We start from the raw sequence: 15,522 nt of genomic DNA, 5'->3' as shown, positions 1-15,522 counted from the left end.
AGTTCGAGGTGACAGTGGAACACTTATTTCACTAAGTTCAAATCTTTTCGGGTGAAATTCATTACGTCATTTGGATTGCCTGTCATTTGACGTTTGGTCAAAATGATAGTATCCGCTCTGAAGCTGACGGTTGAATTAGGGTCAATTGGCTCAGAGCTTCTGAGTTCAAATTCCAAATGAGGAGTCAATTGAGTCAGATAGGTCTTGCCTTGAAAATCTTCAAAGACATATAGTTTGCCTTCATAGAGAGTAAGAGAACTATCTGAGTTTATTTTAATACCTTCCGAAGTTCTAACTAAATGAAGTGGACCTGAGCCAAATAGGTATACACGTAGTTCCGATCTCGGGTTAAAAGGAAGCTCATAACCAATCGTAAGAATTCCAACATCTTTAATTTGGTAAGACTCTTTACCGGCAATGGTTGCTTCTGCGACATGAAAGGATTGCCAGAAATTCAAATCTTTTGGCGGAGTATTCGCAATCACCACTGGTTGTTCTATTACAACTGGTTTAGGTTTTTCTACTTCAATCGGTTTTGTTTTTTCTGCCTGTGCATCTTTAGGTGGAGCAGGAGGAATTTCTTTTTTCTTTTGGCTGGCTAGATACGCTAAGTATTCTTTCTCGGAGGTAATACCGAGTTTGCGCATTTCTTCTCTGCGAGCTATTTGCTCTAACTTGTTTTCTAATTCTTTTTTTTCTATAGCAACGGCTTCTAGTTCCTTATCTACTTTTTTTAGCTCAGCTTGTATCTTTGCTATTTCTGCTTTGTTTTTTTCAGGGTCTTTCATGAGCTCGGCTAACTTATCTTCGAGAGCTTTCTTACGACCGAGAAGAGCTTTTTCCTTTTTCAGAACCTCTTCGTATTTTTGCTGCACCTCTTCTTTCTCGGATTTAATTTTCTTAGTTTGTAATTTCGCAAATTTCTTTTGGTTGGTAACATCAATGTCAGGATTGACTTGATCTTCTAATTCAAAAGTTGCAATGTCAAAGCCACCGCCTTTTACCAAATTCTTTTCAATCGGAATTAAGATTTGCGTCTGCCCACTCCAGCCTTCAAACTTTTCTGGAATACCAAGTCTATCTTTCATGATCACATCATTCTCATAAAAGTTAGTATCTACATAACTAGAATCTCCTCTGTGCTTGCGATTGTAGTAAACCACGTAGAGAGCCAACAACTCGGAATCTTCCTGATTGTATTGATACATTCCGTTGATATAACCAGAGACAACGCGAACGATTGCATTGATATGACCAAAGGTTGCTTTCTTGGTAAATTCCATTACATCTCCACCAAAGCGCCCCTCTTCTTTGCTCTCGAAGCGAGTTATAGTAATTCCTTTGTGCATTGCTTTTGTTGGATCCGTGCTGTAAGAGACAGCCAATTTTTTTCCAACTTCAATATCAGCCTTTCTAGAGGCTTCCGATGCTTTTTCATTGGTTCGATTAATAAACGATTTTATATTCAGTTTAATTAATTTGTCTTTGCGTCTCGCCTTTTCTGCACTGTCAATCTCAAGCTTTTTTTGAGAGACTATTTCGGTTTGCATGAAGATGAGGCAAACAGTAACAGCCGCTAGAGCAAAATTTATCTTTCTTTTTGGTTTCATAATTCTTATTAACTCCTTATCAATAAATCCTTTGGTCTTATAGAGCAGGATAAAACTGTTTTTCTAAAAAAGCAATAGAAAATACTACTGTGGTAAGCCTTCTAACGTTTTCTTGGCTTTATTTTTAATATCTGTTGGATACTTTGAATCCAATACTTTAAGCAGAGTTAAATAGGACTGCTTTTTCTTGAATTTGCCTAAAACTTCAATAATGGCATTCGCAATTTCAATATCGTCGTCACTGACAAATTTCTTTTTTAAGGAAGAATCAAGCATTCGAATCAATGCCTTCTGGGTATCCTCTTTTTTGTTTTCATAGAGACTCAGTACTTCAATGCAAGTAGCGGCTACTTCTCCATTATCCTCAGTAGAAATAGTAGACTGTAGCCTTTCATAGGATTCTATTTCCTTCTCTGTGCCTTTGAAATAACTTAAGAATAAGCAAGCCTTCTTTCTCAGTAAAAAATTATACGAAGAGCCGTCGTCTTTATTATTTTTTTTAACATTGGAAAACAAATCTAATAACTCATCGCTATGCTTTGTGACTTCTTCCGGGTGATCGAGTAATAGTATATTCAGCTTTTCTAATATCATTACTTTAAACCTGGGCTTTGTTTTTTTGTCATTCATCCAAAGCGAAATCTTTTTAAGATCAGAAATTTGAATCCTTTGAATTTCTTCCAGACTGGGCTCTGCTACCAAACCAGCGGTTAATAGAATTATACCGATAAATACTTTTTTCATACATCTTTATCCGTTTTTCTAAGAAAGGCTTTGTTGATTAACTCTGCTAAATCTTGAAAGAAATCTCCCTTTCTTAGCTTAATCGGATGAACAGGAGCATGCTTCGCATAGGCTTCCAATGTATTCTTGATTCTCTTCACAGGTCCTGCCATCTTATGAGAAAAGAAAACACTAAAAAGGCTAATAACGATTAGGTTTAAAATACTAGTAGCAAGTATAGGAATTAGATAGAGATCAAATGCGTTGTATAATTTTGGTGGCTTATTCTCATTTACCTTCAAAGGAAAAAATAAAATGCCCATGTCTTCATCTATGACCGGTGTTCCTTCTTGAAAAGAAATTGGAACACCCTTCTCTGTATCCACTTGCACAAGCACGGATGCATTCTCGGGCAATAGATTGTAAGATTTCTCTTTGATTAACCATAAGAGTCCCGATGTCAAAACTGCATTTAAGATAATGATGAGTGAAAACTTAAAAACAAACTCGTTTTGAAATTCTTTATCAATATAATACCGCCATCGTTTTTTCATCTTTACAATGTTCAAGGAAGTAGATTGTTTCACAACATCTTTTCAGCTGTGTTTTGCCACCGAGGCGCAGAGACACAGATGGAGATGGGAATGGTAAGAGTCTGAAACAGTAAATCTGCGATTCTTAACAGGGAAATTCTATAAGCAGCCTTTCCTATTTTTATACATCAGTGATCTTTAATAAAAGTAAAGACTACTCAGTCGCGAGTGGCTAGTAAATTTTTAGATTGTCTGTTAGTTATTAATGCCTAGTTTATATAAGCAACCTTAACCTAATTATTTGGCTTTTTCTTTCTAGCGTCTGTCGGCTAATTTTGCATCTCACATAAATGTCTCCTATTATATTCCACAAAGTGAAAACTCAAATACCACTTTGAATCATGGCTAAGGTCCCGAAACACAACGAATTAGATTGTTGCCAGTTTTAAGGCTTGTGGTCGAGATTGCATTATTAAACGAGACAAGATAACCGTCTGTGGCAGTGCCTTGAACTGTGGTCGAAGTCCAATAATTAGCTCCGGCTGGAGTATTCGGAAAAAAGGTGAGATTAATAGGTGGCTGAACAGTTACGCTCGTATCCAAGACGCTGAACAGTTCACTCATATTAGGGAGTCTCCAAGTTCTCCCTGCAAGTGCAAGACCGGTGCAATCTGTTAAACCCTGAGAATTATTCCTTGCTGTGCCTGCTCCGGTACAAGTTGCATCATTAGTCTGCCCAATAGAGCATTTTTGCCAAGTAAGTCCGGTGAGCTTATCCAAAATGGTTCCATTTCCGTTGTCTACAAAATTTGCAATACTGTTTCGGTTCGATCCACTGACACAGCGGGTACGTAAAGTATTATCATTCTTAGGTGTGCTAGTAGATACCATATTCGTGAAATTCATTGAGTAGGCATTCGCTGCATTCGTGGTAACAGGAGTTATTGTCCAGTTAGTAAACGCCCCATTGGGAAAAGCACTATTCATTGACGGATTGTTAGCACCGTAATTACCTAGAGTTTGCAATTCTAAATAAGTAGGCAGTCTCCATGATTTGCCTGCAGTGGATAGTCCAGAACAAGTTGTCTGAGCTATTGCCCAATCCATAGTCGTACCACTGCCGATACAGCTTGCAGTAGTTTGCCCAATTAAACATTTTTGCCAGACGAGACTTGTCGCGTTATCGGAAATCGTGCCGTCATTATTATCTGTATAGCTTCTAGCAACTCCCTGCTGAAAAATTCCATCATCATTTGCCGCATAACTAGCAGTTTGCCCAGTCTTTAATGTAGAATAAGAATATTCGGCTGTTGCAATCGGACTATTAGGCAAACCCGATTTAACGGCAATTGCTTTAATCGTAACCCCCACTTGTTGCCAAATAAACGCAGTATCTGAATAGAGCATTGAAGCGGTTGTAGGATCTGAACCGTTCGTTGTAAGATAAATCGAAGCACCCAGTGTTGTCGTGCTGAGAGACAAGTTTTGCGGCGTGGAATAATGGCCAGGAACTGGGCTAAAAATAGGTGCTGCGATTGTTGACTCTGTGCAATTAATCGCAATATTGGTTACGCTAGCCGAAATGGTTCCGCTACCGCTCGCAACAGTGCAGTTGAGTCCTGCTGGTTGTGTGGAGACAGTAACCGCATAAGCCGAGCCTGAGGCTACAACGTTTGTAAACTGGAAACTGGTTGCACCCAATGCGGGTGAAACTGTCTGGGGTGGAGTTGTTCCAGAAGATAGAACTAGCCCAGTTGCGGTGAGTCCGGTGATGGTGCCTCCTACCGTGAATGTTCCAGTTGGAACACAACTGACCGCTACAGAATTGACCGCTGCCGTGATCGTGCCACTACCGCTGGCAACAGTGCAGGTCAGTCCTGCTGGTTGTGTAGTTACGACAACGGCGTAGTTTGATCCTGACGCTACAAGGTTTGTAAACTGGAAACTGGTTGCACCCGATGCAGGCGAAACTGTCTGGGGCGGAGTCGTTCCAGAAGATAGAATTAGCCCAGTTGCAGTAAGACCAATGATGGTTCCGCCTAACGTGAAACTGCCATTGGGTGGGCATGAGCTGGGATTAATTCTACAACGTAGTCCATTGTAAAGAGTAAGTGGTTCTAAAATGGATCGTTCTAGATTGGGACGACAGGAGGAAAAGAATAAAAGCAAGAAAACCAAACAAATGCTTTTAGAAATACGTTTTCCTTTTCTTATTCTGTATCCGACTTCTTCCATGATTCTCTCCTGTTCTAATCCATCCTATTGAGAGCTTAGAGCAAATATAGATTGAGTCTCCGATATACAACAACTCAACTTGACAACTAAATTTTACTTACCCATGTTTTCTATGCGAAACTGAGTAAAATGTAAAGCTTTTTTTGTTAGCACCTTTTCTTACTAGTAATCTGCATTCAACTTCTCCCATAATTCCTTCTCCTTCTAGCCCACAAATTAAAAGCTTAAAACAAAATCGGTTTGCGTTTCTTTCATCAGGAGATTTTTTGAAGGAAACGGGGGAAATTTTTCAGACAAGTCCAAAGGGTGGTCTGCGGTCTCTTTCGCGTAGCAATTTAATTAATTCTACAAATCGTAATCGTCGTAATTGTCTGGCACGGTAGTTCCTTTGTTTAAATCATTTCTAATAGATTCATACAAAAGCAAGCAAATAATGTCATTGATATTGCATCAATAAAAAAGTATCTTTTAATTGGAGAAATTAAATGGATATTTATGATATGTATATTTATGTTATTGGCTACATTGGATTAGCCTGTTGGATTTTATTAGCAATTAAATTCGCAGTAAAAATTATCGCAATAAATATGAAAAAAGAATTAAAAGAAAACGAAATAATAAATAAAGCCAGCGGTGTTCATCGTTTTCGCTTCTATCGGTGGTAATTCTTCTAAAGTCTAATTAAATCGTAAAAAGTTCACAAGTGTGTTCATAAGAAAGTTATCAATCTTAGCTTGGAACAAAGTGTAGATATAAAAAGAAAACCAATAGACTAGATTTGTAATGACTTGAAGGCGAATGGTGATTTCGCTCAAGTAGCCCGCGGCGCTATAGTAAATGCGGATTAGACTGAGAGGCCAGGTGAGTAGCAGCAAATAGTAAGTAGCCTTACCAATACCGTAAATCCAGTTTACAATTTCTTTTGCATAATTGTATTTGAAGCGATAGTATCCAGCGAACAATTCTTCGTGGAATTGGATGACATAGAACATAAAGATGAGTAGAAAAAAAGCCTTCCATAAAAAATCTAAGTCTCTTCTAAAAAAAGAGAGGATAAGACCTATTATCCAAAGTATAAATATAGGGAGTGTAATTTGATCAATGAATGCCATGTCGAGTCAATACCTTAATGCACTGAATTAAACTTCCAGGATTTGCTATTTTTTTTCCTGCAATATCGAATGCAGTTCCATGATCGGGAGATACTCTTAGAAAATCAAGTCCAAGTGTAACATTGATGCCATTTTTGCCTTCCATTGACTTAAACGGAATGAGTCCCTGATCGTGGTAGCAAGCCAATATCAAATCAAAGTTCTTGGATATTTCAGGGATAAATAAAGAATCTGCTGGAATAGGTCCGACAACGTTAAGCCCCAACCGTTTCATTTCCGCTATATAAGGTTTGATGGTTTCTATTTCTTCTTGCCCAATTTTTCCATCCTCGCCTGCGTGAGGGTTTAGACCACAGAATGCAATCTTAGGAGAGTGCATCAATTTAGAATTTTGGATTGCCGAAACGATAGCTGGCAAGTTGATTTTTTTTAGCTCGGAACTAACTTTGTAGAGTGGAATATGCGTTGTCAGAGGAATGACTTTTAGATGATTTCCATACATTAGCATCACTGTTTTTTTCTTATATTCAGTGGCAAATACTTCTGTATGTCCTTTGAAATCTTTGATACCTGATTTAATTACCCACTCTTTACTGAGAGGCAAAGTGATAATATCCCCTCCAAATTTTTTTTGCAATTCTATTGCTGTCTGAAGAGAGGCAAAGGATACTTTACCGCTTAAAACAGAGGGCTTACCAAGTTTTAACTCTTTCGCTTCTTTCTTATTTAGAATCGTGTTTTTGAATGATATGATTTTTGCATTTGCTTTATCTGTGAGAGCCAATTCTATACTAACCCGTGAATTGATAGAGAAAAATTCTTTTTCTGCCTTGGAGCTAATTTCATTTTGACTCGAAATAAGTATAAAACGAAATTGTTTGGACTTCCTTTTTAATATGTCAAGAGTTTCGTCAAAGATTTCATAAGAAATCCCAGTGGGATCTCCCTCTGTAATAAATATATTTTTCAAATTTATTTCTTAAATGTAGGAATATTTACGCTATCCATGGCAGCCCGTGTAAATTCCATAAACTGGCGTAAGCAATATCCAACATCTTTTCCTTCCAATAAAGTAGCCCGTTCAAATCTAGAATTGAAATGAATTTTCTCTCCAAGATTCATCACGACTACGCCACCCGTTTCCATATCTGCTTCTACTTTTTCCAAAAAATCGCGAAAGGCTTTAAACAATTCTCCCGCCTCGGAAATAAAAATTCTAGACTGTTTATTTTTCATTCTTCCTAATTGCTCTTTAAAGTCTTGCTTTTCTGAGAGCGCATACTCTTCAATAGTCTCTGTCAGAACTTTCATCGTGCGACGAATGTTTTCTAGGTGCTTTATTACTGTGTCTCGCTCTGTGGCATGAGAAAAGTCGAACTTAGTATGAGAGTCTCCTAAGACGGGAACATATTCGGTTTCCATTACATTGATTAGTGTAGCAATGAGATTTATTTCCGCATCATGAGAGTGTGGAGATATTTTCATGATAGCAATGTTTGACAATATGTTTGAATTTGGGTTTACAATATCTGCTGTCGAACTAGTAGAGGATGAAGATTGCCTTGGTGCTGTCACCGCATTATGGATATTATCCGGAATACCGTCAGGCGAAATAGCGAGAATCTTCGCTTTGTATTTTTGAATATCTTTTGCGACTCTTTTCTTCTGCTCATCATTTTTAGCTGCAGTGAGTGTCCTATCCAGAAGACTCAAGAGCCTCTGGAGTTTTTGCAATTCTACAATTTGATCAGCAGATAGAGCCATTTGTTTACCTTTTCTCGGAATCTATAATTTTTGTAACAGCACTTGTAATTGACTCAATGTTTGTTAAATCCATTGGCAATATAATTTCTGTATTTGGTTTTGCGAGATGACTAAACTCCTTGATAAAGCTTTGCACGATTTGGAGTTTCACAGCGTCTTTGCCTTTTGAGGCACTGATGGCTTCGGCTACCGATTCGATCCCTTTTGAGGTTGCAATTGCAATCGATTCAATTTCTTTCGCACGACCTTCTGCTTCATTGATTCGTTTTTGTTTTTCTCCTTCTGACTTGTTCACAGCTTCTTGCTTTAAACCTTCCGAACGATTGATCTTTGCATCTCTATCGCCTTCCGAAAGAGAAATCTCAGCTTTCTTATTTAGCTCAGCAGTCTTTTGTTTTTCCATTGCTTCGAGAACTGTCTTAGGAGGACTTAAGTTTTGAATCTCGTAGCGGTTAACTTGGATTCCCCACGACTCGGCTGCATTATCCACTACTTCTACGATTCTATGATTGATTGAATCACGAGCTTCAAATGTTTTGTCAAGTTCGAGAGTTCCAATCACAGCACGCATAGTAGTCTGAGCCAATTGAATAGCGGCAAATCGATAGTCTTCGATACCATAGCTTGCTTTTTGTGCATCTAGAATTTGTAGATACAACACTCCGTCCACTTTTACTTGCACGTTGTCTTTTGTGATACAAATCTGTGGTTGCACTTCAATGGCTTGCTCTTTGAGAGTGTGCGCATAAGTAACCTTATCCACAAATGGAATTAAGAAATGAAGTCCGGCATTGAGTGTTTCGTAGTATCGACCAAGTCTTTCTACGATCAACACTTCCTGTGCTGCGACAATTCGAACAGAACGAACGAATTTAAAACCGATATAAAGAAAGAAAACTATCCAAAATACAATTAATACAATATCCATTATTTTTTATCTCCCTTTACTTCGATAGTCTTTCCGCCTGGAAAAGAACCGGTTACTTTTGATAAGCCTTCAAAGGCTCCTACAATATTGGCCATATTAGAAGGAAGAACAGTGGTTTTTGAACTGACTAAAATTTTACCGAAGGATTCGAGGTAACCCTGTGTTATCTGCAAATCAACTGCATCGTCCCCGCCCTTTTTCGCAATCGCCTCAGCTACTGCTTTAATTCCTGTTGCGGTAGCCGTTGCAATCATTTCGATCTCAATTGCTCGTCCTTCTGCTTCGTTAATACGCTTTTGTTTTTCCCCTTCCGAGATATTGATTGCTTCTTTTCTTTCTCCGAGAGATCTGTTAATACGAGCTGCCTTTTCTCCTTCTGAGATAGTGATCTCTGCGCGCTTTTCTCTTTCTGCACGCATTTGTTGCTCCATAGAATGAAGAACTTGCTTTGGTGGAGTGATGTTTTTAATTTCGTAGCGGGTAACTTTGATTCCCCACGCATCTGTAGCATGGTCTACTTGTCTGACTACGTTTTGATTGATGGATTCTCTTTCTGAAAAAGTATCATCGAGGTTAAGCTTTCCTATTTCAGAACGAAGAGTGGTCTTTGCAAGCTGAGTTGTGGCTAATAAGTAGTTGTCGATTCCGTAAGAAGTTTTAGCGGGATCTAGAATCTTGATGTATAAGATTCCATCTACTTCTACAGAGACGTTGTCTTTGGTGATACATTCCTGTGGGGGAACGTCATACGCCACCTCTTTCAAACTATGCTCGTAATGAATTCGATCCATGATAGGAATTAAAAAATGAAATCCCGGTTTAAGTGGTGGATCCTGGTATTTGCCCCAACGCTCTTTGATATAAGCATATTGCTCTGGAACGATTATGAAAGTCTTATAGACAAAGATAATCGCAATGATAAAAATTACTGTAAAAGTCGCGCCCATTGTATCTCCTAATTAAATATAAAATTTCAACATTTTCAAATATGATTTCATTTAAGCTCTTTTCTTTTATAGCGTCAAGTGATTTTACCATCTCGACGCATTTGTTGGATTTCGAAGCGGATTATTTTTAGCCCCAGTTTCCTTGCAGGCTCACTCGTATGCTTGACAACACTTTGATTCATTCCGAAACGTCTTGCCAGTATTTCGTCAGATTGATGGTTTTGAATTTCGGCTAAAATATGACTGTGCAATTCGTATAGAATAACATCCACATAGTCAACTGCTTCATAGGCTGCTTTCACAGGATCTTGGATTTGAAAAATAAAAATGGAATCAATCAAAACAAAAACGCCATCCATAGTCTGACAGCGTAAATCTTTGATGATTAAAGTTTGCTCTTGACGAGTCATCTTAAAGGCAACTCGATCTAGAAATGGAATTTGAAAATAAAATCCTGGCATGAGTGTGCGGCTATACCTGCCTAGCCGCTCTTGGATATAAAAAGAAGTTTCAGGAACAATAACAATGGTAAGAAAATACACTAGAAGAAAAAGAATTCCTACAACTAAAAAAAGACGAATCAGTAAAAACGACAAATCAATCTTCCTCTTCTACTTTCTTAATAGAATTCAAATAGGCTTGAATTTCATCTTCGGTCGCGCTCTGAACTTGATAGGTGATATTATCTCGCATCACTATTTTTGCATAGCTCCCTTTGGGAATTTCAACGTCAGTCGAAAGAGCATCCCAATCAGTTCCTTGAAAGGAAATTCTACCACCTTTCTTTCCTACATGGACATTTTTAATAACCAATACAAATCTACCATTTACATTCTCAACCATTGTAGGCTCATAGGATTGATCGGATGGAAATAAATCCTTTAGAAACTTCGCACCAAAGAGTATAACGGCAAACGAGGAGGCAATCCAAATCGCAATCTGCATTCCGATTCCAAAATTGAACAGATAATGAAACCCTCCAGCAACTAACGCACCGATTCCAAAGAAGACAATGAACACACCTGGAATTAAAAATTCCAAAGTAATCAAAAGAACTCCCACGATAAGCCAAATCACATAGGCATAGTTCATAATATTATCACAGGGGACGCCGGGATTTAAGATACATTCCATGATCACCTCCATAAGCGGAAGGGTATTTTGAGTTAGACTAATGTCAATCGAATATTATCAATGAGCCGCACTTCTCCACAAAAGATTGCAACGGCAATTAAGACTTCACCAGTCAATTCTTCGAGTGGACTCAAATCCTTAGCGTTTAAGATTTCGATATAATCAATTCTCATTTTCGCTGAAGTTAAAACCACTTCTGAAAAAATAGAGCGGACTTTCTTCGGATCTCTGCCCCGAGCAAAGATATAATCCCGACAAAGCTTAAATGCTCTCGGAATCAAAGTAGCCGCTTCTCTATCTTCTTTTGAAAGCCTCGCATTTCTAGAACTCATTGCAAGGCCGTCCGATTCCCGAATGGTTTCCACCCCAACGACTTTCATGTTAAATCCAGTCGCACGGGCAAATTCTTTTATAATTAAAAATTGCTGGTAATCTTTTAACCCAAAAAAGGCAATGTCAGGCTCAACCGAGTGAAATAAATTAGCAATCACAAGAAGCACTCCTTCGAAATGTCCGGGTCTTGTAGTAGCACAAAGACTTTTCATGAGATGAGGAATTTTCATGGTTAGATCCGGAATTTTTCCTTCTGGATAAATATCTTCCACCTCCGGCAAATAGACAATATCCACACCAGCCTCTTTACACTTCTTCAAATCAGATTCAGTATTTCGTGGATACTTCTCGTAATCCTTAATGTCATTAAACTGAGCTGGATTTACAAATATAGAAGTCACCGTTATATCAGTATTAGCTTTGCATTCTGTAAAAAGCGTAGTGTGCCCTTCATGTAAAAATCCCATCGTTGGAGCAAAGCCAACTATCTTACCATTGGATTTTAGCTTTTTAATTTCTTTGTTTAGTTCTTGTTTGTTTTTTATGATTTGCATAAAAGTTTCCTTTTAGTTAAAGTATTGTTTAAGATGATTCTTTACAAATACATCGGCAAGGGCTTGCTGAGATATTGCGCCCCATTCGGGGCTAAGCTCCAACGGAGCGAAATACCTTCCTGCATAGCCTGCAAGGACTATGCAGTGTAATTGGACAATGCAATGTATTCGTATAAAGCTTTCCCCTCATACCAAATCCATCGGGTCAATATCTATTTCCAAATAAACACCTGCGGGTAAGGGCAACATTTTGATTTGGCGGATAATATCCCTTAGCTTTTGGAGAGAATTGCATTTGATGACTATATGATTTCGATAGTTTGAATCTATTTTATAAAAGGGAGCAGGCGCGGGACCTAGAACGATTACGTCTTTTAAATCAGATTTTGCTATTCTAATATCTAATTCTTTTTTGATAAATTCGATGGATTCTGCTGATTTGGTTTCTAGTTTTGAGCGAGTGAGTAGACGAATGAGCCTGCAAAAAGGAGGATAGAGTAAATCTCTTCGCACTAGAATTTCATGTTCGAAGAATTCGTCGTAGTTTTGTCTTGTTGCAAATTGAATCACTGGGTGAGTGCTGTTCGAAGTTTCGATAATGACTTCCCCTTTTAATTCAGAGCGCCCTGCTCTGCCGGATACCTGGGTTAATAGGGAATAGACTCTCTCACTCGATCTAAAGTCAGGAAGTCCGAGTCCTGTGTTTGCATTGATTACACCGACTAAAGTTACGTGAGAAGCATCAAGACCTTTTGCAATCATTTGTGTTCCTGTGAGTATATCAATCTTATGCGCTATTAGGCGACCAATTACATCGGTTAATATTTCTTTGTTCTTAGTTGCATCCTGATCGAGTCTTTCAATGATTGCAGTTGGAAATTTTTCTAATAAATATTCTTCTAGCTTTTGTGTCCCTGCTCCCATGAGTTCAATTTCACCGTTCATTCGATCACTTAGTTTCCCATAACTCTCATTATACCCACAAAGATGACAAATGGCTTTGCCCTTGTTGTGATAGCAAAGATTAGTAGAACAATTCGGACATTCTAACATTTTCTTTTCTGCTTTAGAAAAAATAAGCGGGCTATGTCCACGACGATTGAGAAGCAGAACTACTTGCTCTTTTTTATCTAGTCGCTGTTTGATTTTAAAAAGTAGTGTATCGCTAATTATATCCTTGTCGTCTTTTTTTTCTTGGAGGAAAACTTTCGATAGCTCCGCTGATTTCGCCCTTTCTTTCATTGTGTGAAACGATATATTGCCGCGCTTTGCATGATAAAAAGATTCAATGGACGGAGTTGCTGAGCCAAGCACAACAGTTGCTAAACTCATTTTAGATCTTTGCATCGCAATTTGTCTTGCATGATACCTTGGATTCGAATGCTCTTTGTAAGAACCGTCATGCTCTTCATCTAGGATGATGAGTCCTAGATTTTTTACAGGAGCAAAGATAGCACTGCGGGTTCCCACGATTATCCGCTTCTCGCCTTTTAGAATCTGTTGGTAATTACGAAATTTCTCTGACACTTTCATTGCCGAATGAAGCATTGCCAGTTGGTCTCCAAAAATCAATTCAAGTCGCTTTAAGATTTGCACGGTAAGACTAATTTCGGGAACTAGAAAAATTGCCGACTTATCTGTATTATTCAGCAAATCATACATCAAATGAATGTATACTTCTGTTTTGCCGCTACCTGTAATTCCATAAAGTAAATGTGTAGATTCTGTCCCAAATGTGGCGCGAATGTTTTTGTAAGCCTTTTGTTGGTCTGGATTTAATTTTAACAATTTGGATTCGGCGGCTATGTCTAATTTTTCTCCCGAAATATTTCTTCGACCTGTAGGAATCATTTTATAGAGTGACTCCCCAAGTGTAGAAACATAAAAATCTTTCATCCACTTTCCGAGTTCAATTTGTGGAGTTGTGATAATTGGCTCTTTGTCTACAACGCGCTGAATGAATTTGGTTTTGTAATTTGGAATCAGCGAATGGATTTCGATTACAACGCCTTCCATTTTTTTATTACGAACTTCTATTTCGACGCGCTTCCCTACTTCTAGATTTTTCATCTCGTAAGGAATTTCGTAAGTTAAAGTGTCCTCGTCTTTAATCGGAAGGTTAATGGCAACTTCTGCGTATCGAATCAATTTAGACCTAACGTATTTTTTAATCCAGTTAATTGCTCTACAAGAGAAAGTTTCACTTCGTCTTCCTCTTTCTTGGCTTGCTTATAAGCGTCGCTTATTTTGTTTGACTCAAGTTTTTTTCTTTTTTCTTCGAGAGAGAAAACTCCTTCGGGGGAACGAATCACAAGCACTGGTAATTCAATTCCTCCAAAGCTAAAATTTTCTATTTTTCCCGTGCGAGCTTTTGCGCCTTCTACGCCAAATCGCAATACTGCGGCAGAGCCCATAAGGATAACAGCATTTATCCCGTGTGACTCAATTGTTTCTTTCACATGCGTATCACAGGCATTCATCCTATCTTTCCAATCTTCAGGGCTCGATCCATTGTGATTAAAAGAACAAGCAGGATATTCTTGAAAGTAAAATTCTTTAGAGCTAAAGCCAAAGACTTTTTTGATGAGTCTATCAAATAAATCTTCTGATTCACTTGTCCTCAGCGTTAAATTTGGATTTGACTTTGTAAGCGCAGGCTGCCCTTTTCTAAATTCACTTGTGTAGTGAAGGACTAATACAGGTTTTGTGCCGCGGTGCGTAAAATTACGAATAGCCCCTATTTTTTTAGGACAGAGTTTACAGGAAAAATTTTTATCTAGAACTGTTGGTCTAGCTGTAATTGTTGTGGCTGATTGCCTGGTTGGGCTAGTAAGAATTGGATTCCATTTGAATTGAAAATCTTTAGGATTTTTTTCAAAATCAAATCGAAAGATTTCAAATTCATTTCTTTCGACTAGATATTCAACATCGGAAAGGACTTGCGCAAATTCTTTGTATAGATTTGTTTCCATCGGCTAATCCTATTTTACCTTTGAGAGACCACTCATAAATTCACTTTCATAATTTTCTTTGAACCCTGCCGCAGAATTCAAATTCGCAATTAGCTTATTATTGAAAATAAAAAAGCAAGATTCGTCCGCATTCGTTCTTAGGCAAATTTCTCCCAAAGAATTAATCGTCCAGCTTCCTTTCACCGGACTTCCACCACAGCCGGAATCATCTCCTCCACCAAACAACCAACCAGAAAAGCTACCATTCTTTTTTATCTTGAGATTCGAAAATTCTTTTCCACATTTCCAATCCCCTTTCCATGTCGCAAAATACTCTTTTTGCTTTACAACTTTCTTCTCAGGGCTTTCTGAGGCTTCACTTAAATAGCCGCTGACTACATAGCCTTTGTTCCATTTGTATCTTACTTCAAACCAATTGGATATATTTCCCTGCACATTTACAGTCTCGGGCAACTCGGTAATAACCTCTACTACCTTACCAAAGGGAATTGTTTCCACTGCTTCCCCTTCAGTATCGGGGCTTGTCCTAAGAGTAAGTCCCGTCTTTGCAATTACAAATCTATATTGCTTTATTTCTTCAGAGGGCGTGGTTTGAGCAGAGAGAAATTCTCCCAAAAAGAACAAGTAAGAAATAGCAAAGAAAAAATTTCGAATGAGGAATAAACAAAGTTTCATAA

General features: G+C 38.2%; 16 protein-coding genes. 1 reads left to right on the top strand and 15 read right to left on the bottom strand.

The genetic code is table 11. The features are described from left to right. Positions 1 to 23: 23 nt before the first annotated feature. From IPH52_14780 to IPH52_14765, 4 genes are all read right to left on the bottom strand, one after another. Positions 24 to 1,610, bottom strand: a complete 1,587-nt coding sequence (locus tag IPH52_14780) for a hypothetical protein (GenBank protein MBK7056282.1) — start codon at positions 1,608 to 1,610, stop codon at positions 24 to 26. A gap of 84 nt (positions 1,611 to 1,694) precedes the next feature. Further along, on the bottom strand, positions 1,695 to 2,354 hold the full coding sequence (locus IPH52_14775; GenBank protein MBK7056281.1) for a hypothetical protein: 660 nt from the start codon (positions 2,352 to 2,354) through the stop codon (positions 1,695 to 1,697). After that, positions 2,351 to 2,920, bottom strand: coding sequence for a hypothetical protein (locus IPH52_14770; GenBank protein ID MBK7056280.1), 570 nt, complete (start codon positions 2,918 to 2,920; stop codon positions 2,351 to 2,353). Before IPH52_14770 ends, IPH52_14775 begins: the two co-directional genes overlap by 4 nt. A 351-nt stretch (positions 2,921 to 3,271) precedes the next feature. Further along, a complete protein-coding gene (locus IPH52_14765; GenBank protein ID MBK7056279.1) occupies positions 3,272 to 5,101 on the bottom strand; it encodes a DUF1566 domain-containing protein in 1,830 nt (609 codons plus the stop codon). A gap of 500 nt (positions 5,102 to 5,601) precedes the next feature. Here IPH52_14765 and IPH52_14760 point away from each other — a divergent pair, with 500 nt between their 5' ends. Further along, positions 5,602 to 5,766: a hypothetical protein gene (locus tag IPH52_14760; GenBank protein MBK7056278.1), complete on the top strand. Its 165-nt coding sequence runs from the start codon at positions 5,602 to 5,604 to the stop codon at positions 5,764 to 5,766. A 12-nt stretch (positions 5,767 to 5,778) separates the two neighbouring features. Here the strand turns inward: IPH52_14760 and IPH52_14755 are convergent, their stop codons facing one another. The 11 genes from IPH52_14755 to IPH52_14705 all read right to left on the bottom strand — a co-directional run bounded on the left by IPH52_14755 (position 5,779) and on the right by IPH52_14705 (position 15,520). Next, positions 5,779 to 6,213, bottom strand: coding sequence for a hypothetical protein (locus IPH52_14755; GenBank protein MBK7056277.1), 435 nt, complete (start codon positions 6,211 to 6,213; stop codon positions 5,779 to 5,781). Beyond that, on the bottom strand, positions 6,200 to 7,183 hold the full coding sequence (gene pdxA, locus IPH52_14750) for a 4-hydroxythreonine-4-phosphate dehydrogenase PdxA (protein ID MBK7056276.1): 984 nt from the start codon (positions 7,181 to 7,183) through the stop codon (positions 6,200 to 6,202). The genes IPH52_14755 and pdxA overlap by 14 nt, the downstream gene beginning before the upstream one ends. Before the next feature lie 2 nt (positions 7,184 to 7,185). Further along, a complete protein-coding gene (locus IPH52_14745) occupies positions 7,186 to 7,977 on the bottom strand; it encodes a hypothetical protein (protein MBK7056275.1) in 792 nt (263 codons plus the stop codon). Positions 7,978 to 7,981: 4 nt separating this feature from the next. Continuing rightward, the gene (locus IPH52_14740; protein ID MBK7056274.1) at positions 7,982 to 8,905 is read right to left on the bottom strand and encodes a paraslipin; all 924 of its coding nucleotides are present in this window, start codon (positions 8,903 to 8,905) and stop codon (positions 7,982 to 7,984) included. Next, a complete protein-coding gene (locus IPH52_14735) occupies positions 8,905 to 9,852 on the bottom strand; it encodes a paraslipin (GenBank protein ID MBK7056273.1) in 948 nt (315 codons plus the stop codon). Before IPH52_14735 ends, IPH52_14740 begins: the two co-directional genes overlap by 1 nt. Positions 9,853 to 9,926: 74 nt before the next feature. After that, positions 9,927 to 10,448, bottom strand: coding sequence for an SPFH/Band 7/PHB domain protein (locus IPH52_14730; protein MBK7056272.1), 522 nt, complete (start codon positions 10,446 to 10,448; stop codon positions 9,927 to 9,929). 1 nt (position 10,449) lies between these two features. Continuing rightward, positions 10,450 to 10,986, bottom strand: coding sequence for an NfeD family protein (locus IPH52_14725; protein ID MBK7056271.1), 537 nt, complete (start codon positions 10,984 to 10,986; stop codon positions 10,450 to 10,452). A 32-nt stretch (positions 10,987 to 11,018) separates the two neighbouring features. Beyond that, positions 11,019 to 11,873: a pantoate--beta-alanine ligase gene (locus IPH52_14720; protein MBK7056270.1), complete on the bottom strand. Its 855-nt coding sequence runs from the start codon at positions 11,871 to 11,873 to the stop codon at positions 11,019 to 11,021. 186 nt (positions 11,874 to 12,059) lie between these two features. After that, on the bottom strand, positions 12,060 to 14,021 hold the full coding sequence (priA, locus tag IPH52_14715; GenBank protein ID MBK7056269.1) for a primosomal protein N': 1,962 nt from the start codon (positions 14,019 to 14,021) through the stop codon (positions 12,060 to 12,062). After that, positions 14,018 to 14,845: a hypothetical protein gene (locus IPH52_14710; protein MBK7056268.1), complete on the bottom strand. Its 828-nt coding sequence runs from the start codon at positions 14,843 to 14,845 to the stop codon at positions 14,018 to 14,020. Before IPH52_14710 ends, priA begins: the two co-directional genes overlap by 4 nt. A 9-nt stretch (positions 14,846 to 14,854) precedes the next feature. After that, a complete protein-coding gene (locus tag IPH52_14705; protein MBK7056267.1) occupies positions 14,855 to 15,520 on the bottom strand; it encodes an SH3 domain-containing protein in 666 nt (221 codons plus the stop codon). Positions 15,521 to 15,522: the final 2 nt, after the last annotated feature.

Source organism: Leptospiraceae bacterium (genome assembly GCA_016708435.1).
Lineage (GTDB): Bacteria > Spirochaetota > Leptospiria > Leptospirales > Leptospiraceae > UBA2033.
The sequence above is the reverse complement of the archived record's forward strand: the minus strand, read 5'-3'. Positions and strand labels throughout refer to the sequence as shown.

Bases quoted from the DNA above. Each gene is read 5' to 3' on its own strand.
- IPH52_14780 (MBK7056282.1), bottom strand. From the start codon at position 1,610: ATGAAACCAAAAAGAAAGATAAATTTTGCTCTAGCGGCTGTTACTGTT.
- IPH52_14775 (MBK7056281.1), bottom strand. From the start codon at position 2,354: ATGAAAAAAGTATTTATCGGTATAATTCTATTAACCGCTGGTTTGGTA.
- IPH52_14765 (MBK7056279.1), bottom strand. From the start codon at position 5,101: ATGGAAGAAGTCGGATACAGAATAAGAAAAGGAAAACGTATTTCTAAA.
- IPH52_14760 (MBK7056278.1), top strand. From the start codon at position 5,602: ATGTATATTTATGTTATTGGCTACATTGGATTAGCCTGTTGGATTTTA.
- IPH52_14755 (MBK7056277.1), bottom strand. From the start codon at position 6,213: ATGGCATTCATTGATCAAATTACACTCCCTATATTTATACTTTGGATA.
- IPH52_14745 (MBK7056275.1), bottom strand. From the start codon at position 7,977: ATGGCTCTATCTGCTGATCAAATTGTAGAATTGCAAAAACTCCAGAGG.
- IPH52_14740 (MBK7056274.1), bottom strand. From the start codon at position 8,905: ATGGATATTGTATTAATTGTATTTTGGATAGTTTTCTTTCTTTATATC.
- IPH52_14735 (MBK7056273.1), bottom strand. From the start codon at position 9,852: ATGGGCGCGACTTTTACAGTAATTTTTATCATTGCGATTATCTTTGTC.
- IPH52_14725 (MBK7056271.1), bottom strand. From the start codon at position 10,986: ATGGAATGTATCTTAAATCCCGGCGTCCCCTGTGATAATATTATGAAC.
- IPH52_14720 (MBK7056270.1), bottom strand. From the start codon at position 11,873: ATGCAAATCATAAAAAACAAACAAGAACTAAACAAAGAAATTAAAAAG.
- IPH52_14710 (MBK7056268.1), bottom strand. From the start codon at position 14,845: ATGGAAACAAATCTATACAAAGAATTTGCGCAAGTCCTTTCCGATGTT.
- IPH52_14705 (MBK7056267.1), bottom strand. From the start codon at position 15,520: ATGAAACTTTGTTTATTCCTCATTCGAAATTTTTTCTTTGCTATTTCT.